Raw genomic sequence first — 18,624 nt, forward strand, 5'->3', positions numbered from 1 at the left:
ACAAGGCAAGGTTTTACCGCTGCGCCAGCCGAATGTGAGCCTGGTCGCTTTTTCTCAAAATTGCCTTAACGAAGGTAGACAAACGCGCCTGAGGGGCATATTTTTACCACATGAATATAAAATCATATATGAATATATATTCAATGGCAGGCAAACAAAGCTCCCTACCTTTTTAGATAAGCCAGTAAAGCTGCTAAAAGTAGGCCGCTGGACGATGTCGCGCTTTTACACCCCACCTGAATATATATTCAAGGTGGATTTTAAATTCACGAGGAATTCACCCGAGGTGCCGTTATGAATCCTTTTATGCTCACGGTCGCTGAGCTTGAAAAGAAAGCCCGCGCGGTTCGTCGCCGTATCATCGTGCTGAACGCGCAAAGCCCTGCCGGCGGACACACCGGCGCGGACCTCTCGCAGGTCGAGCTGCTCACCGCCCTTTACTTTCGCATCCTGAACTGCTCGCCGCAGAACATGGCGAGCGACGAGCGGGATATTTATATTCAGTCCAAAGGCCACGCGGTTGGCGGCTACTACTGCGTGCTGGCGGAAGCCGGGTTTATTCCTGTCGAGTGGCTTTCTACTTATCAGCACGCGGATTCTCACCTCCCAGGCCACCCGGTGCGTCACAAAACCCCGGGAATTGAGCTTAACACCGGCGCGCTCGGCCATGGCCTGCCGGTCGCGGTCGGCATCGCGCTTGCCGCCAAACGCAGCAACAGCTCGCGTCGCGTCTTTGTGGTGACTGGCGATGGCGAGCTGGCGGAAGGCAGCAACTGGGAAGCGGCGCTGGTCGCGGCCCATTATCAGCTCGACAACCTGATTATTATCAACGACAAAAACAGCCTGCAGCTGGCCGGACCGACGAAAGAGATTATGAACACCGACCCGCTGGACGCCAAATGGCGCGCCTTCGGCCTGGCGGTGACCGAATGCAACGGCAACAGCATGCAGGACGTTGTCGATACCCTGGAAAACCTGAAGCCGAACGGCAAGCCTAACGTGATTATTGCGCACACCACCAAGGGCGCGGGCGTCTCCTTTATACAGGGACGCGCGGAGTGGCATCACCGCGTGCCGAAAGAGGATGAAGTGGAACTGGCGCTGGAGGAACTGAAAGATGAGTAACAGCGAACATCTCGCAACGGTCATGGTTAACGCCTTTATCGACGCCGTCGAACGCGGCGTTGATCTGGTGCCGGTGGTGGCGGACTCCACCTCCACCGCCAAAATCTCGCCCTTTATTCAGCGGTTCCCCGACAGGCTGGTCAACGTCGGCATCGCTGAGCAGACGCTGGTAGGTGCCGCGGCCGGGCTCGCCATCGGCGGCAAAATCGCCGTCACCTGCAACGCCGCGCCCTTTTTAATTTCGCGCGCCAATGAGCAGATCAAAGTTGACGTTTGTTACAACAACACCAACGTGAAGCTGTTCGGCCTGAACGCGGGCGCCAGCTACGGCCCGCTCGCCAGCACCCATCACAGCATTGACGACATCGCCATCATGCGCGGCTTCGGCAATATTGAAATTTACGCCCCCTCCTGCCCGGTGGAATGCCGTCAGATAATCGATTACGCCCTGGAACACCAGGGACCGGTCTACATCCGGCTCGATGGTAAAGCGCTGCCGTTTTTGCACGACGAAAGTTATCGCTTCGTCCCGGGCAATATCGATGTGCTGCGTGAGGGCGAAGACATTGCGCTGGTGGCGATGGGCTCTACGGTGCATGAAATTGTCGACGCCGCCGCACACCTGGCGGACAGAGGTATTAGCGCCGCGGTAATCAGTGTACCGTCAATACGCCCCTGCGATACGCAAAGGCTGCTTGCTGCGCTTAAGCGCAGCAAAGCGGTGATAAGCGTGGAAGAGCACAACGTCAACGGCGGCGTAGGCAGCCTGGTGGCGGAAGTGTTGGCTGAGGCTGGCTGCGCAATTCCGCTGCGTCGGCTCGGCATCCCCGACGGCGAATATGCTATCGCCGCCGACCGCGCGGCGACGCGCAAGCGCCATGAAATCGACGCCGTAAGCGTTGCGCGACATGCCGAACAGCTGTGCGCGAAAGCAGAACAAGAATAACAGGCAGTAGAAAGCGAAACCCCTTACTGGAGCATTGTTATGACCCGTATCCCTCAACAACTGACCATGGGCATTATTATCGGCAACCGGGGCTTTTTCCCGAGCTATCTGGTGGCCGAAGCCCGCCAGCAGGCGATCACGCTTTTCGACCGTCTGGGCATTAATACGGTGATGGTGGATGAAAACCAGACCGAGCTTGGCGGCGTGGAAACCCGGCAGGAAGCGAAAACATGCGCCGCGCTTTTTCGCCAGCATCGCGACAGTATCCACGGCATTGTGGTGCTGCTGCCTAACTTTGGCGATGAAAAAGCGGTGGCGGAAGCCATTCGCCTTTCCGGGTTGAATGTCCCGGTGCTGGTGCAGGCGCAAGAAGACAACCTCGACAAAATGGGCCTTGCAACCCGCCGCGATAGCTTCTGCGGCAAAATATCGCTCTGCAATAACCTTCGTCAGTACGGCATTCCTTTTACCCTCACCACCCAGCACGTCTGCGCTCTGACCAGCGACGTGTTTGAAAAAGATTTACGCCGTTTCGAGCAGCTTTGCCGGGTGGTGACAGCCATGCGCGGCGTTCGCGTCGGCGCTATCGGCGCGCGCCCCGCCGGTTTTAATACCGTGCGCTACAGCGAAAAACTGCTGGAAAGAATGGGCGTGGCGGTGGAAACCCTGGATCTGTCAGAAGTGTTCACCCGCGTGAAGCTGTTGCGCGATGACGATATTCGCGTGGAAGAAAAGCGCCGCGTGCTGCTGGATAACGCCGATGCCAGCGCCATTCCGGCGGAAAAAGTGGTGACGATGGCGAAGCTGTTCGTGGTGATAAGCGAATGGGTTATCACCAATGATATCGACACCACCGCAATCCAGTGCTGGACCTCATTGCAGGAGAACCTCGGCATTAACGTCTGTTCCATTATGAGCGTGATGTCGGGCCAGCTGATGCCGAGCGCCTGCGAAGTGGATGTCATGGGCGCGCTTTCCATGTACGCGCTGGCGAGCTGTTCGCTCAACCCCGCCTCTATTGCCGACTGGAACAATAACTTCGGCGAGGAGCGCGACAAATGCGTGCTGTTCCACTGCGGAAACTTCCCGAGCGCCAGCCTGGAAAGCCCGGCGATGGGCACAGCGGATATCATTGGCACCACGGTGGGTAAAGAAAACACCTGCGGTGCGGTGCATGGTCGCCTGAAGAGCGGGCCGATGACCTACTTCCGCCTGAGCACGGACGACTTAACGGGTGAGATACGCGCCTACGTGGGCGAAGGGAAATCGGTGGACGACGAGCTTGATACGGTAGGCTGCCGCGCGGTGGTTCAGGTGCCGCAGCTGGAGAACTTACTGGCGTGGATCTGCAATAACGGTTTTGAGCACCACGTGGCCATGAACCACTCCTCCACGGCGCAAGTGCTGCATGAAGCCTTCACCCGCTATCTTGGCATCACAACCTATTATCACCAGCCGGCTACGCTTCTCAGGTAACGCACAAGCGCGGCCCGGCGTGCTGACGTTTGATTCCACCAGTAAGGCCGTTTTGCTCCCGTCCGCAGACGGGAGCTTTTTTATCAGAAGTCGTAGCTCATCGACACCTTCAGCGTTCGCGGCTCGCCCTGATAGATATAAAAACCGTTGGTTTCCACATTCGACCAGTACTTCTCGTTGGTCACGTTATCCAGCCCCACGCGCCAGACCAGGTCGTTCTGCTCCTGGTTCAGACGCATGGTGTAGCGCATCCCGAGGTCGAGCGTGGTGAAGCTGTCGAGTTTTTTGGTATTGGCGGCATTCACATATTGCGAACCGCTGTGGTTGAGGTTAGCGGTGGCCGTTAACCCTTCCACTGGCTTGATGTCATATTCCGCGCCCAGCGCTGCGATGAAGTTCGGTACGCCTACCGCGTCGTTGCCGTCGTTCAGGCCATCTTTGGTTTTGGTCAGCTGCGGATCAAGCCAGGTGGCGCTGCCGTTAAGGCGCAGGCCCGCCACAGGCTCGCCGAACAGGTTAAACTCAACGCCCCGGTTACGCTGTTCGCCATCCAGCGCATAGATTTTGGTGACGCTGTCCTGAAAAGCGGAAGGCTGCTTGATTTCAAACAGCGCCAGCGACCCGCCAACGCGGCCGAAATCGACCTTCACGCCGACTTCGTTTTGTTTCGAATGGATGATGCCCGTACTCTGCCCATAGTTAGCGGCGCCCTGCGGCGCGCTGCTGCCAGGCTGTAGCGCCTCGGTGTGGTTAGCGTAGAGCGAAACTTCCTGCCAGGGCTTATACACAATGCCGTAGGTCGGCATCCAGCGATCTTCGGTAAAGCGCGAATCTTGCTTTTCAGCTCCCGTGTTGTTGTCGTAGCTGCGCACCACCACTTTTTGATAACGCGCGCCTAAGGTGAGCTGAACGGTATCGTCCAGCACGCCGAGCGTATCGCTCAACAACCAGCCCTGGCTGCGGGTGCGGCCCGTTGTCAGCGGGTCGTCATAGTCGCCGGCGAAAGAGGCGTTAACAGGCACGTTTACCGGATTGGTATCATAAATGTTGGTAGTCGGGTTCACTTTCGAAGAGCGCCAGGCGATTTTATCCTGGTGCGTCATCGCCGAGTAACCGACATTCGTCTTATGGCTGACAAACCCCGTATCAAAGTTGCCGCGTACGCCCGCCATACCGCTGAAGTTATCAATAATCCGGTTGGTATCCAGACGACTGATGGTAGCGTCGCCATCAGCGTTAGTGATTTTCGGCACGCCGTAGAGGCCGATTTCATGGGAGTGTTGGCCGCCGACGCCCGCGTACGCCGTCCAGCCGTCGACGAGGTCATATTCCGCGCGCGCCAGGCCAAATTCGCTTTCGATATCGCTGTAAGCCCACTGCTGGCTGTAATTATGAGTGGCGTCCGGCACCTCAGGGATAAAATTAACGCCGCTCACATTGACGCCCAGGCGGCCGCCGTGAAACGTCTGCTTCTGGTAGCCCGCGTCAAGCGAAGTGCGCAACCGGTCGCCGCGATAATCCAGGCCCAGCGACGCCTGGGTGGTGCGACGATGTTCGCCATGAACGGCCGTGTCGCCCTCGCGATGAACCAGATTGACCCGCGCGCCGAACTGGTTGTTATCGCCAAAGCGGCGACCGGCGTCAAGCGAGCCGCCGACCTGAGATGACGAAGTGTAATCCACGCCAACGCGGGTGAGCGGTAAATCATCGGCATGCTTCGGCTCAAGGTTGATCATGCCCCCCACGCCGGATGTCGCGGCGCCGTTGACCAGCGCGTTCGCCCCTTTAAAGACCTCCACCCGGTCGATCATCGACAGCCCCACCACCTGGCGCGGAATCACGCCCGCCAGACCGCCAATAGTGATGTCATCGCCGTTGAGCTGGAAACCGCGAATGCGGTAGGTTTCCTGGAAGTTGCCAAAGCCCTGTACGTTCTGCACGCTGGCGTCGTTGCGCACCACGTCGGCGATCGTTTTCGCCTGCTGATCTTCAATCAGTTTCGAGGTATAGCTGATGACGTTGAAAGGCACATCCATTGCGTTCTGCTCGCCGAGCATCCCGACGCGCCCGCCATGGGCGACCTGTCCATCCAGATAAGCTGGCACCGGGGTATCGCCGCCCGGTTTAAAATCGCTTTTTGGCGCGGCCTGCACCACCACCGTATCTTCCTGATTATTTGCTTCATTTGTAACGGCAGCGGCCTGCGCCGTCTGGGTTGCCGCGCCGATAGCCAGCGCCAGCAGCGTTTTACGTAACGGTGTGCGTTTCATTTCTGGTGTTTACCTTGCTGTAAAAGTGCGCAAAAAGGCCCGTCGCCGGGCCGAAAAAATGACGGTTTAAAGCGAAATGCGAACGATGCGGTCCAGACCTTTGGTGGAGTGGTCTTTGTTAAACGGCTGTTTTACGGTGACGTAAAGCGTCTGGCCGTCGGCGGAAACCAGCAGGCTGTTGGGGTTCGGCTTCAAATCCCAACTCTGCTTCAGCGCATAAGTGGTGGCGTCGAGGCTCAATAGCTTGCCCGATTCGCGCTGGGTAAGGTAAAGCTCGTTACGCTTAGCGTTGAATTTCACCGCCAGCGAGTCGCCGGTATCGAGTTGTTTAATGAGATGGCCCGTGCGGATATCCAGCACCAGCGTGGTTTTCGCTTTGGAATTATCGGTGACGAAGAGGCGACCGGTTGCCGGGTCTTCCGCCATATTCAGCAGCAGGGCTTCTTTTTCGCCAAGCGGCTTCCAGCGTTTTTCGATGCGGTTGGTGCGCGGGTTAATCACGAGTATTTCACCGCCGCCGTTAGCCGCATAAAGGCGGTTTGTGGTGGGTGAGAAGTGCAGGCCCGTCACCCATTTGCCGGCGTTTTTAATGCGCGCTTTCAGCTTCAGCGTGTCGGCATCCACTACCCAGATAACGGCCGGGTCGCCCACGCCGCCCACATAAAGCAGCCCGTCGCGCCAGAGGATTTCACGCGCGCCGTAGGGGAAGCCTTTCTCGTTGCGCTCGCTGAACAGCAGTCGGCCTTTAACTTTGCCGTTAGCGGTATCGATAGCGCTAATGCCGCCATCAAGCGAGTTGGTGACAAACAGGGTTTTGCCTTCGGCATCCTGCGCCGCGCCGAAGTTTTTCAGATCGGTATGCGATTCGCCAAGGGTGTTAAGCGTTTTCGGGTCCAGCTTGTAGATAACCCCGCCCTGCACCTCTTTGAAAGATTGCGCCGTCGCCACGTAAATCGCGTGGTTTTGCGGGTTTTCCACCAGCTCATAAACGCCATAGGCCAGCTCACGCTGGAGTAAATCTGTTTTTTGGGAAGTCTGCGCGGCGGGAACGGCGGCAGCCTGCGGTTGAGCCGGTTTTTGCGCCGCGCAGCCGCCAAGGGCAAACGCCGCCAGCAGCGCGAGCGCGCAGGGTTTCATGGTCATCACAGCTTTTTCCTTTTTAAATAGCGGCACAGCGTGCCTTATTCGCCGCCAGCGCGGCGTTCGTTGTTGTTAGCGCACTACAAAACGGAAGTGAAACCGCTTTTCACATCAAAATGAGAATCATACTCATAATCATTAACTATTAAAAGCGTAAAAACAGGCGGGAAAAAGCCCGACGGACGGAGATATCTCTTAAAAAGCAGACTGGCCATTCCCTTGCTTAATGCAGGCTCTCTATACTTTTTGGTCGGAGGAAATGATGAAACGACTATTTTTATCGCTTTTTAATAGCCCGGAAAAACTGCTGCAGGTCATCAGTCACGAGGAGATACAGGACTCTATCGATGACGGCGATCGTATTCTTATCGATGAAGACGGCAACGCGTCGGTGAATATTCATTGTCAGGCGGTGCAGGATGATTTTGCCCGTCATGTTGAAGCACTAAAGCGAGCCTGAGATGGGAACAGCAATTTTTATGGTACTGATGGTGTGCGGCTACTGGTACACCAGCCGGGATCTTTCTACCCGGTTTCAGTTTAAACGCACGTCCGGCTGGGACGTTTACTTTCTGGTGGCGCTGAACGGCTGTATTTTCGTGCTTCAGGGTATTCTGGCCACCGCCATTCTCTGGCTGCTGCTGTTGCTGACGTCAATGACGATGAACGAGCTTCCGCAATGGTTCGGTCCTGAAGATCATCGTTACCACATGACGTTTATGAACTGGAGCTTTCTTGGCATCCAGGCGCCCGTGGTTATCATGCTCGCTTTCGCCATTCTGTTTTGCCTTTACCGCTCAAACTGGGCGCGCAGCGCAAGGCTCGATAGCGCCGGGCGTCGGGAGCTTTACAAGCACCTGTCCCGGGCGAACGGCGTGGAAGGGTTGCTCTATCAGTGTATGGAGCAAGGCGAACTGGCGTGGGTGACGATGAAATCGCAGCGCATTTACATTGGAATGATCCACACCGCGACGTTTGACCGCGAAGACGCCAACAACATCGTGTTAATCCCGATGCTGAGCGGCTACCGCGACCACCAGACGCTGGATTTGAGAGTGGAGCATAACTACAGCGCCTGGTACGAGCGTCATAATATTACGCTGACCTCGCAACCGCGCACCGCGCTGGATTTCCGTAAGGTCATCCTGCTCGACCAGATTGAAAGCCTGTCGCTTTTTGAGCCGTCCCAGACGCTCTCTTTCGCCATGCGCGATGAAAGAGACGAGGCGCCGCAACGTTAAACATCCCTTTATTTACGCGGGCGCGCGACACGAGCCCGCTTTTTTTTCGCCTTTTTCCCGCCGCGTTTATATCGCGTTTATATTCCCGCGCGCGCTTTTTATGCTTTTTTTACAACAAGCTGCCTGAGAAAACGCCAGACTAGTTTTACCGCCGAAAGGCATCACCTAAAGACCCAGCTATGACGACAAAAATCGTGCGAGGCCGCTTTCGAAAACCTGCTGCCGCGGCTGAAACGCCCTCTTCACCGGAGCCCGCCATGTTCTCCATGATATTTCATTCAAGGCTGCTGGCGGAAAACTACGCGCCGCCCACTGTCACTTTCGCCCAGGAGGCAAAGGCCTATTTGTGCGAACACCCGGACACCGAATTCATCGACATCTATCTGTACGACTGTCATGGCAGACCGCGCGGCAAAAAAATCGGCGTCGAGGCGCTGTTTTCTCTTGAGGAGGGGTGTTACTTCCCGCTTTCGCTCTACGCCACGGAGATTGACGGCCAGATTGTTCATGCCAGCGATGACGCCCTTTCCGCCATCGAGCCGGATCGCCTGTGCCTGCCGGTGCCGGGCACGTTAAAACCCTGCGCGAAAGACCCGAAACGCTACGCACAGTTACAGCTGAGCATGCGTGAGCAGGATGGCGCGCCCTGCCCGCTGGAGCCGCGGGTTATCCTCCAGCGGGTGCTGGCGACGTTTCACCAGCGCGGGCTTTATCCGGTCATCGCCCCTGAAATGGAGTTTTATCTCAGCGAAACGCCGGAAGAGACGGCGGCCGACGCCTGGCCTTTCTTCCAGATTGACGGCGCGCCGTCGGTTGCCGCCCTGCTTGCCGATATTGAACGTCATGCCGGGTTACAGGCCCGCGGGCTGACCGGCATCGTGGCCGAGGCGGGAAGCGGGCAATATGAGCTTAACTTTCGCCATACCGATGACGCCCTCGCCGCCTGCGATAACGTGCTGGCGATGAAACGGTTGATTCGCCAGCTTGCGCAAGCGCACCACCATAGCGCCACCTTTATGGCCAAACCCCATAGCGACAAAGCGGGCAGCGGCATGCATTTTCATATCAGCCTGAATAACGCCCGGGGCGAGAACCTCTTCGCCGGGCCGCCGGAGGCGTTACCTGAAATCATGCTGCACGCCATGGCCGGGGTGCTGGCGCTGATGCCCGCTTCGCTGGCGCTTATCGCGCCCAACGTCAACGCCTGGCGGCGCCTGCGCCCGATGCTAGCCACACCGCGATTTTCGGGCTGGGGGCATAACAATCGCGCCACGGCGATACGCGTCCCTTGCTCGTCTCCTAAGGCCCGGCGTTTTGAATACCGCCTTGCCGGCGCGGACGCTAACCCGTATCTGGTTGTCGCCACGCTGCTCGCGGCCATGCTCTACGGGCTTGATAAGACGCCCGGCCTGCCGCCAGCGGACGCCGCCCCGCCGCCGCTGCCAACCAATCAGCCACACGCGTTGATGCTTTTTGCGCTCTCGCCCTGGCTGCGTGAACAGCTGGGCGACGATTTCGCCCGCCTGTGGCTGACCAGCAAGCGGGAAGCGCTGGCGCGTTTTGAACATGAAGTCACCGAGGCGGAAAAAGCCTGGCGGCTCTGAACCGTCGCCTGCGCGGCGCGAGATTATCATCAGGAGAGGTTATGTCCCGACTTATTATGGCGAGCAACCATTGCGACGTGATGCGCCAGGCGCCCGTCCGTCCGTTAACCGAAACGCTCTATGGCGTGGCGAAACAGCATAACGCGCTGTGGCTGGGCTGGAATGGCGAGACAGGCAAAGATGAGCAAAACGACGTCAGCCAGCGTGAGCTGGCGGACTGCGAGTTGGTTAGCTGGCGCCTGTCGGACCAGGAGTATGGCGATTATTATCACGGCTACGTGCACAAACAGCTGTGGCCGGTATTTCACAACCGCCCCGATCTTGCGGTTTATCAGCCCGGCGCCTTTCAGGCTTATCGCAGCTACAACGAAAGGGTGGCGGAACGAATAGCGGAGCACCTCTGCCCGGACGACATGGTATGGGCGCACGACTATCATCTGATGGCGGTAGCGAGAAATCTGAAGGAAGCAGGGTACTTAAACCGCTGCGGCTTCTTTTTGCACCATGCGTTCCCGCCTGGCGAAATTTTTCGTGCCCTGCCGGAGCATGACTGGCTGATGCAGTCGCTCTTTTATTACGACCTGTTGGGTTTTCAGTCCCGTAACGACGCCAGCCATTTCATTACCTGGCTTTCCCGCCGTTACCGCACGGAAAAGGTGACGGAGACGCTGTTTCGCGTAAACGGCCACCTGCTGCGGGTAGGCGTTTTCCCCTGCGGCGTAGCGCCTTTGTCAGCGCCGCCCGCGCTGGCGCCACAGCATAAACCCCGCTGGATAGTCAGCACCGATGTGATAAGCGACGCCAGCGGCATCGCCTGGCGGCTTGCCGCGCTGCGTCAGTTGCTGGAGCAGCACCCGCAATATCTGCATGACGTTACGCTGGTTCAGGTCTGCGACCCGGCGAGGGAATTGCCCTGCTTCACGCCAGGTTTGCGCCAGCAGCTTGAACGGCTCTGCGGCGAGCTCAACGGCGGCTACGGCGATTTCAACTGGTCGCCGGTTAACTATTTGCATAACGAGCCGCTGGCGCCGGCGTGGCGGGAAACGCTCTACGCGCAATCCTGCGTCGCGTTGTTTACGCCGTTTTGCGAAGGGATGTCGCTGGAGGCGAAAAAGTACATTCTGGCGCAAAACCCGGCGGACCCCGGCGTGCTTATCCTTTCGCACTTTACCGGGGCCGCCGAACAGCTTAGCGGAGCGTTGCTCGTTAATCCCTATGACCCCAGCGAACTTTGCGACGCGTTGCATTCCGCGCTCTCCATGCCGCTTGCGGAACGCAAAAGACGCCACCAGCAGCTGCGCCAGCAGGTTTGCCATTACAACCATCACTGGTGGGCTAACGCCTTTCTCAGCGCGCTAAAAGATGACCGTACGCAAACCCCGGGGCGATGGTTAAGCTCGCCCTTGCGTCTTTTCACCGCGCCGGGCCGTTACTGACAGCCTCTGGTTTGTACCGATTTCTGAACAACCCTGGCGGCGACGTCGGGGTTGCACCTTTCTCTCTGCCGCTTCCCGAGCGCAAATTTTCAACACAGTTTATCCACAGGCGCTTTTACCAACACTTTATCCACAGTCAGGGCTGTTATCTAACAGATCCGGTGGGCTACTTTTTAACCGCTTAAGCGGCGAGCTGGATCTTCTTTGATCCCTGCACGGTGCAGACGGCGGGCTTTGGCCGCATGCTGGATCGTTGTGGATTACGCGGATGGCAAAAAAGTGACATCCCGCTACTGTGAAAGTTGGTTAATTTAACGAAGCGGCAGGTTTATCAGGAAAGTAGTGATTTTAACGAAGCGTAAACGCCGCACAGATTACCGCATTCCCCTTCCCTGTTCCACCTGGTTCGCCATTTATAGCTGTAAAGCTGGAGTGACAATACTTGTCACTGCGGTTTGACGCCCGGACGTTAATCCCTTACCCTTCGCGCCATTATTTTTTGTGAGCGTAGTTTCAGAGGGAAGCGTGAAGAATCGCACTCTTGGCAGTGTTTTTATCGTGGCGGGCACCACTATTGGCGCCGGTATGCTGGCAATGCCGCTTGCCAGCGCCGGGGTAGGAATGGGTATTACTTTGCTGTTGTTGGTCGGCATGTGGGCGCTGATGTGCTACACCGCCCTGCTGCTGGTGGAAGTGTATCAGCATGTGCCAGCGGATACGGGCCTTGGCTCGCTGGCGCGGCGCTATCTCGGTCGGCCCGGACAGTGGCTGACGGGCTTCAGTATGCTGTTTTTAATGTACGCTCTGACCGCCGCCTATATCAGCGGCGCGGGCGAGCTGCTGGCGGCAAGCTTTAGCGACTGGCTGGCTATTTCGCTCTCGCCCTCCACAGGCGTACTGCTTTTCACGGTAGTGGCTGGCGCAATAGTCTGTATCGGCACCACCATGGTCGACCTGTTTAACCGTCTGCTTTTCAGCGCCAAAATTGTGTTGCTGCTGGTCATGCTGGCGCTGTTGATGCCGCATGTACACCGGGCGAACTTGCTGTCGATGCCGCTTGAGCAAGGCCTCGCCTTTTCGGCTATCCCCGTTATTTTTACCTCTTTTGGCTTTCACGGCAGCGTGCCGAGCATCGTCAGCTATCTGAACGGCGATATTCGCAAGCTGCGCCTGGTCTTTATTACCGGCAGCGCCATTCCGCTCGTCGCCTATATCTTCTGGCAACTGGCGACCCTTGGCGCCATCGACTCCGCGACCTTCAACCACCTGCTGGCGAACCATGCCGGGCTTAACGGCCTTTTACAGGCGGTGCGTCAGGTAGTGGCCTCCGCGCATGTGGAGCTGGCGGTGCATCTGTTTGCCGATCTCGCGCTGGCGACCTCTTTCCTTGGCGTATCGCTCGGGCTGTTTGATTACCTGAGCGACATGTTCCAGCGCAGCCGTAAAGTGGGCGGCCGACTGCAAAGCGGACTGATTACGTTTCTCCCGCCGCTCGCGTTTGCGCTCTTTTATCCGCAGGGGTTTGTGATGGCGCTCGGCTACGCCGGGGTTGCGCTCGCCATACTGGCGCTGATTATCCCGGCGCTGCTGGTCTGGAAAAGCCGCGAGCAGACGCCGCGCCAGCCATGGCGAGTCGCGGGGGGTAAGCCGTTGCTGGCGCTGGTCGTGGCGTGCGGCGTGGGCATCATCGCCATCCAGGCGCTAATGGCGGGCGGCCTGCTGCCCGAGGTAGGCTAAGCCGAACAAGCAGCGCCCCTGGCGGGCTGCGTTATGTTTGCCCGCCAGGGGCGCACAGGTGTGTTAACGGCGGGACCGCCTTGCGCGCCCCCTCCCCTCCCCCGCACCCGGTCAGTTTATTCTATGGCAGACGTTAGCGGCGAAACCGGGTTTAGCCGCCCGCCGCGCTCACGCGCCAGACGATATTTCCGGCGTCATCCGCAATCAGCAATCCGCCGCGGCTGTCCATCGCCAGCCCCACCGGCAGACCGCGCACCTCTTTTTCGTCATCGGTAAGAAAACCAGAGACCACCGTCTTTGGCGTCCCCACCGGCATGCCGTCGCGAAACGCGACCCAGATGACCCGATACCCGTTGAGCGGCTTGCGGTTCCAGCTGCCATGCTCGCTGATGAAAGCGCCGTTTTCATATCCCGGCAGGCCGTTCGCGCCGGAAAAAGCGAGCCCCAGCGGCGCCACGTGAGAGCCGATGGCGTAATCGGGCTTGATCGCTTTTGCCACCATATCGGGACGCGGCGGCTGTACGCGCTCGTCGACATGCTGGCCGAAATAGCTCCACGGCCAGCCGTAGAAGCCATGCTCCTGCACGGAGGTGAGGTAATCGGGCACCAGGTCCGAGCCAATTTCATCACGCTCGTTGACAATCGCCCACAGCTTGCCGCTTTGCGGTTCCCACTGCAGGCCGGTTGGGTTACGCAGGCCGCTGGCGTAAATCCGGCTTGCGCCGGTCGCGGCGTCCACTTCCAGTACCGCGGCGCGCCGGTACTCCGCGCCGATGCCGTTTTCGGTGATATTGCTGTTCGACCCAACGCCCACGTAAAGCTTGCTGCCGTCCGGGCTCGCCAGCAGCGATTTCGTCCAGTGATGGTTTATCGGCCCGCCGGGCAGTTCCGTCAGCAGCGCGCCGGGCGCGGTAATACGCGTCTGGCCAGTCTGATAAGGGAACGTCATCAGCCCGTCGGCGTTCGCCACATACAGCGTGTTGCCAATAAGCTGCACGCCAAAAGGCGAATGCAGGTTTTCAAGAAAGCGATGTTTTTCCCAGCCGCCCGCCGTCGGGCGCAGCAGCGTGATGCTGTCGCCGCCCTCGCCCCCTTTGCCGGAGGACTTCTGCACAATGCCCATGATAAGCGATTTCGGGAATCCCACCGGTTTGCCTTTCGGCGCGTTGGCCTCCACCACCAGCACATCGTTATTCGGCAGCACATAAACCTGACGCGGATGCTTCAGCCCCTCGGCGATTTTTTCAATCTTCAACCCTTCGGCAACTTTCGGCATCTCGCCCGCCTTCCACGGCACCCCTTCAGGCACCTGCATCGGCGGCATCAGAAAGTTCTTCGCCTCGGGCAGCGCCGGGTTCGGGCCGATTTGCTTTGCCGGGTCGACGGCGGAATCATCATTACAGCCCGCCACAAGCAGCGCGGACAGCACTGCAATCGCTAACGCTCTCATCATTGCTCCTTATGCGCGGGTGCGCAGCGCCAGTTGAACATTAGCGATGCTGATTAGCAGCACCACCAGCGTGGAGAGAATAACGCCCAACGGCACCACGGCATACGCGTCGCGGCTATGAATAAAGGCGTTGAGAATAGCGAGCAGGATGGCGAGCAGATTTAGCCAGAAGTCGAGGCGGTAAGCGCGCACATAAGCGCCGTTGCGGCCCCACCAGGTTTGCACCAGGTTAATCAGCCGGGGAAGAATGGCGATAAGCAGGCCAAACAGAATTAACCAGCTGGCGCCCTGGGTCCAGAACACCTGAAAGGTTTTCATATAGAGGATGTCGAATAGCCAGGCGGCGGCGAAAAAACCCAGCGGCAGCGGGTTGAGCAGCTCATAGAGCGTCAGCGCAAGCACTGAACGACGTGGCGGTGCGTCTCTTTCCATATCAGGCTCCAGTGGAATGAAGGAGAGCCGTTGCGCCGCCTGCTTCCTCCCGGGCCACGCAACCGCAAAGGTGCCTGAAATAGCGTAGTAAAAGATTGCCGAACCGATCGCGGTTTAATAACGATTAGTGTCTGAATACCACGTTTTTCTGCTGTGCTTTCATGTCGCGCAGCGTTCTCTCCGCCTCGGTGGTTTTGATAAGCCACAGGCGGGTAAACCCCTGTAAGTTGCCGTAGGTGTAGTTGAGGTTTTCCGTGTTCAGCGCTTTGCTGACGGTGAGCAGCCGCTCGCCCTCGCGGCGGCGGGTCTTGTGAAACGCCACAAAAATCCCCTCGTCATGCAGTCGCGCCAGCACTTCACGGGCGGACATATCGGCGCTCAGATCGTTGTCCGCCACCTGAAAGAAAAACACCACCACCTTCACCATGCCGAAAGAGGCGGACTCCAGGCTCTGGTAAAGCAAATTGGTGGCATAGAGCGGGTCGCCGCTCAGCGCGTTATGTATGCGATCAATAATGACATCAGCTCGGCTTCGGCTCATCTTCGCTTCCTTTTTTATTCATTGTAATCGCAGCCAGCCGCATACGGTGAGGGTTAATCACGTCGACTGTGTTTTTCAGGGGCAAGAGGAAGTAAAGCACCGAACGCAAGGCGCGCGCTTTAAGACATTTGGCTGATTTAACAGATAAAAACTAAAACCACGGCCGCTTTTCGCAAGGCGTGAGGCGCAGGCGGAGGCAATGAAAACGCGCCCGCAGGGGGGCGCAGGTCCATCAGGCCATGGCACGACAGGTTTCGGCGCAACGCAGGCAGGCGTCGGCGCACTTCTGGCAGTGTTCCATCGGGTGCTGACGGCAGGTTTTGCCGCACTCTTCACAAATCTCGGCACACAGCTGGCAAACCGATTTCGCCCAGGTGCTTCCCATCGCCATAAACTGCGCCGCCAGGCGGCAGAGGTTAGCGCACTGCATATCCAGACGGATGCAGTCGCGCATCATGCCCGGGTCTTCTTCTTTCAGGCAGGATGCGGCGCAATAGTCGCAGGCCGCGGCGCAGTCGTAACAGGCTTCGATACATTCAGCATATTGTAAGGACATACATTTCTCCTGTTGTGATTGAACACGCCCTTAAGCCTGGACGCCAGGAGGAAGATATGCCAGCGCAGCCGACGTTTATAGCGAAGGGATATAACGGGGACAAGGCGATTACAGGAAGCCCCGCGCGGCGCGGGGCCTGAAGGAAACGAGTAAATCAGGGGATTTTCAGCGTATCCATATCGATGACGAAGCGATATTTCACATCGCTGTTCTCCATACGGACCCACGCTTCGTTAATGTCCTGGATGCGGATCATCTCCACCTCCGCCGTAATGCCGTGTTCGCCGCAGAAGTCGAGCAGCTCCTGGGTTTCCGCAATGCCGCCGATGGCGGAGCCCGCCAGCGCCCGTCGCCCTGTGATCATCGCCACCGTATTGGCGGTGGGGTTGATGTTGCCTAACTGACCGACAAAGACCAGCGTGCCGTCTATTTGCAGGGTCATGATATAGGGATTGACGTCATGCTCATAAGGCACGGTGTCGATGATGAGCTCAAACGCCCCCCACACCGACTCCATCTGCCCCGGGTCAGTGGAGAGCACCACGTTTTGCGCGCCGAGGCGGCGGGCGTCATCTGCTTTCCCGGGCGAACGGGTAAACAGCGTCACTTCCGCTCCCAGCGCGCGTGCGAGCTTTATTGCCATATGTCCCAGGCCGCCAAGCCCTATCACCGCGACTTTACTGCCCTCGCCCACGTTCCAGTGCCGCAGCGGCGACCAGGTGGTAATGCCCGCGCATAATAGCGGCGCGGCCGACTTCAGGTTCATCCCGGGAGGGATCTTCAGCACAAACGCTTCGGAGGCGACGATGCACTGAGAGTAACCGCCATACGTCGGCTGGTGGTCATGCCTGTCGAAACCGTTATAGGTCTGGGTACAACCCTTTACGCAGTATTGCTCAAGCCCCCTCTGGCAGGGCTCGCAATCGCGGCAGGAGTCGACCATGCAGCCAATAGCAGCGTACTCACCTACTTTGAACTTAGACACGTCGCTACCCACCGCTCTGACACGGCCGATAATTTCATGTCCGGGCACGAGGGGATAGTGGCTGAATCCCCAGTCGTTGCGTGCCTGATGCAAATCCGAATGGCAAACGCCGCAGTAGAGAATTTCCAGCGCCACATCATCAGGGCGCGGATCGCGACGGGTGATTTCAACCGGTACGAGCGGACTTTTTGCAGTCCGGACAGCGTAGCTGAGCACTTTCTTAGTCATGGCCTTCTTCTCCAGGAAACGAGACGATGATTAATTTTTATACTGCTCATTTCTTATACTGCTCGGCGCTGACCTTTTCCATCCATTCTACGGGGCTGCCGTTTACTTTTTCTGCGATAGCGATATGGGTCATGGCGGTTTCGGGCGTCGCGCCGTGCCAGTGCTTCACGTCCGGCGGGATCCAGACGATGTCGCCCTGGTTCATCTCAACAATCTCCTCGCCCCACTTCTGCAGCCAGCCGCGCCCCTGGGTGATGATAAGCGTCTGTCCGAGCGGATGGGTATGCCACGCCGTGCGCGCGCCAGGCTCAAAGGTAACCGTCGCGCCGCCTACCCGGGCAGGCTCTGGCGCCTGGAATGGCGAGTCGATGCGCACCTGGCCGGTAAACCATTCTTCCGGGCCTCGCGCGGAGGGTTGTGAACCGCTGTGGGTAATTTTCATTTTCTGCTCCTTATAAGCGCTTAAACACTCTTCTACCCTAACAAAGCCGGGCCTGCAGAATTAGACCGATAAATTCGCATAGTCTTATGAGCTGGTTTTATAAATGGGAGGGGATTGAGGGGCGCAGGCGGCTCAGGTGTTGAGTTTTCTGTGCCGGGATATATGTTCGGACGGTGAAAGGTTACGTTCGCCAGAATGTTGTTTTCATATGTACCCTTCCTTCACGCGAACGTGCCAGGGGGCTTCGCCGCCAGCCCCCTGGCAACCCCGGCTCCCGGCACGCAAAATCGACCCCTTCGGGGCAAACCTTCCGGTCTGTCATCTGGCTTCGGGTCGGTCCTGACGGTGCATCCCTGCACCGACATGACCTCACGCCGGGTCCGACCGGCGTGCCCCGGCCATCTGCCCGCCCGGAAGGCGATTTTGAGGCCGGATAAACACCGCCGCTGACAGGCTGATGAAAAAAGTCATAGTGTTGTCGCTATAAGGCAGGATGCGTTTTGGTGGTTCATTGGTGAACAAATGCGGCGCCACTCGCGGGGTTTCCTCCCTCGGGGGCGAGGGCCGGGGTATGGGGAAATGACGGCATGGCCGTATCACATTGCAGGGCAAGTGGCGCTTTGCTGACTGGCCCTGCAAACTCCCCGCATAGCCGTTAAAGCGAAACAATTCCTGCAACAGAATCAAACGCTGAAGCGGAGGCAAGTCCGGCCTCAAAATCGCCTCAGCTTTTTCACGGTGGCCGGGGCGCACCGGTTGGACCCGGTGCGAGGGCATGTCGGCACATGGACGTGCCGTCATGCCCGACCCGAAGCCAGCGGGGAAAAGATGAGGTTTCCCGCTTCAGCGGGCGATTTTGCGAGCCGGGAGCCGGGATTGTTAAGGGGGCGGCGGCGAGCCCCCTTAACACGTTCGCGTGAAAGAAGGGTACAAATAAAATTCACGCTCCGGCGAACGGAACAGTTCACTGCCCGTATATATCCCAGAACAATAAAGCCAGCACCTGCACCCCGCA

General features: G+C 58.1%; 16 protein-coding genes. 8 read left to right on the forward strand and 8 right to left on the reverse strand.

What is annotated here, in order from left to right:
- Positions 1 to 294: 294 nt before the first annotated feature.
- Genes ACU4F7_RS11185 through ACU4F7_RS11195 form a run of 3 tightly spaced genes read left to right on the forward strand, consistent with a single transcriptional unit; the run spans position 295 to position 3,547 of the window.
- Positions 295 to 1,125 carry a transketolase gene (locus ACU4F7_RS11185; RefSeq protein WP_029593028.1) on the forward strand — a complete coding sequence of 277 codons (831 nt, stop codon included), beginning with the start codon at positions 295 to 297 and terminating at the stop codon, positions 1,123 to 1,125.
- Positions 1,118 to 2,071, forward strand: a complete 954-nt coding sequence (locus tag ACU4F7_RS11190) for a transketolase family protein (RefSeq protein WP_481636907.1) — start codon at positions 1,118 to 1,120, stop codon at positions 2,069 to 2,071. The genes ACU4F7_RS11185 and ACU4F7_RS11190 overlap by 8 nt, the downstream gene beginning before the upstream one ends.
- Before the next feature lie 39 nt (positions 2,072 to 2,110).
- Complete coding sequence (locus tag ACU4F7_RS11195; protein WP_481636908.1) at positions 2,111 to 3,547, forward strand: L-fucose/L-arabinose isomerase family protein; 1,437 nt, start codon at positions 2,111 to 2,113, stop codon at positions 3,545 to 3,547.
- Positions 3,548 to 3,630: 83 nt separating this feature from the next.
- Here ACU4F7_RS11195 and ACU4F7_RS11200 read toward each other — a convergent pair whose 3' ends face one another.
- Positions 3,631 to 5,817 carry a TonB-dependent receptor gene (locus tag ACU4F7_RS11200; RefSeq protein ID WP_481636909.1) on the reverse strand — a complete coding sequence of 729 codons (2,187 nt, stop codon included), beginning with the start codon at positions 5,815 to 5,817 and terminating at the stop codon, positions 3,631 to 3,633.
- 66 nt (positions 5,818 to 5,883) lie between these two features.
- Positions 5,884 to 6,960, reverse strand: coding sequence for a YncE family protein (locus ACU4F7_RS11205; protein WP_481638723.1), 1,077 nt, complete (start codon positions 6,958 to 6,960; stop codon positions 5,884 to 5,886).
- Positions 6,961 to 7,219: 259 nt separating this feature from the next.
- Between ACU4F7_RS11205 and ACU4F7_RS11210 the strand changes: the two genes are divergently transcribed.
- From ACU4F7_RS11210 to tyrP, 5 genes are all read left to right on the forward strand, one after another.
- Entirely contained in the window at positions 7,220 to 7,417 is a 198-nt protein-coding gene (locus ACU4F7_RS11210; protein WP_024555644.1) for a hypothetical protein, read from the forward strand.
- A 1-nt stretch (position 7,418) separates the two neighbouring features.
- Entirely contained in the window at positions 7,419 to 8,198 is a 780-nt protein-coding gene (locus ACU4F7_RS11215) for a hypothetical protein (protein WP_029593034.1), read from the forward strand.
- 257 nt (positions 8,199 to 8,455) lie between these two features.
- Positions 8,456 to 9,802 carry a glutamine synthetase family protein gene (locus tag ACU4F7_RS11220; protein ID WP_481636910.1) on the forward strand — a complete coding sequence of 449 codons (1,347 nt, stop codon included), beginning with the start codon at positions 8,456 to 8,458 and terminating at the stop codon, positions 9,800 to 9,802.
- 41 nt (positions 9,803 to 9,843) lie between these two features.
- Positions 9,844 to 11,238 carry an alpha,alpha-trehalose-phosphate synthase (UDP-forming) gene (locus ACU4F7_RS11225; RefSeq protein WP_481636911.1) on the forward strand — a complete coding sequence of 465 codons (1,395 nt, stop codon included), beginning with the start codon at positions 9,844 to 9,846 and terminating at the stop codon, positions 11,236 to 11,238.
- Positions 11,239 to 11,763: 525 nt separating this feature from the next.
- Positions 11,764 to 12,975, forward strand: a complete 1,212-nt coding sequence (tyrP, locus tag ACU4F7_RS11230; protein ID WP_481636912.1) for a tyrosine transporter TyrP — start codon at positions 11,764 to 11,766, stop codon at positions 12,973 to 12,975.
- A gap of 151 nt (positions 12,976 to 13,126) precedes the next feature.
- On the opposite strand, the gene ACU4F7_RS11235 is transcribed toward tyrP, so the two are convergent.
- The 6 genes from ACU4F7_RS11235 to ACU4F7_RS11260 form a co-directional block, all read right to left on the reverse strand.
- Positions 13,127 to 14,425 (reverse strand): PQQ-dependent sugar dehydrogenase, encoded by a 1,299-nt coding sequence (locus ACU4F7_RS11235; RefSeq protein ID WP_481638724.1) that lies wholly within the window; start codon positions 14,423 to 14,425, stop codon positions 13,127 to 13,129.
- A gap of 9 nt (positions 14,426 to 14,434) precedes the next feature.
- Complete coding sequence (locus ACU4F7_RS11240) at positions 14,435 to 14,857, reverse strand: DUF2231 domain-containing protein (protein ID WP_481636913.1); 423 nt, start codon at positions 14,855 to 14,857, stop codon at positions 14,435 to 14,437.
- Positions 14,858 to 14,981: 124 nt separating this feature from the next.
- Positions 14,982 to 15,398: a hypothetical protein gene (locus ACU4F7_RS11245; protein WP_029593042.1), complete on the reverse strand. Its 417-nt coding sequence runs from the start codon at positions 15,396 to 15,398 to the stop codon at positions 14,982 to 14,984.
- Positions 15,399 to 15,630: 232 nt separating this feature from the next.
- Complete coding sequence (locus ACU4F7_RS11250) at positions 15,631 to 15,954, reverse strand: four-helix bundle copper-binding protein (protein WP_029593043.1); 324 nt, start codon at positions 15,952 to 15,954, stop codon at positions 15,631 to 15,633.
- Between the two features lie 154 nt (positions 15,955 to 16,108).
- The gene (locus ACU4F7_RS11255; RefSeq protein WP_481636914.1) at positions 16,109 to 17,167 is read right to left on the reverse strand and encodes an NAD(P)-dependent alcohol dehydrogenase; all 1,059 of its coding nucleotides are present in this window, start codon (positions 17,165 to 17,167) and stop codon (positions 16,109 to 16,111) included.
- A gap of 46 nt (positions 17,168 to 17,213) precedes the next feature.
- Positions 17,214 to 17,609, reverse strand: a complete 396-nt coding sequence (locus ACU4F7_RS11260; protein ID WP_481636915.1) for a (R)-mandelonitrile lyase — start codon at positions 17,607 to 17,609, stop codon at positions 17,214 to 17,216.
- Positions 17,610 to 18,624: the final 1,015 nt, after the last annotated feature.

It is taken from the genome of Franconibacter pulveris (genome assembly GCF_056780215.1).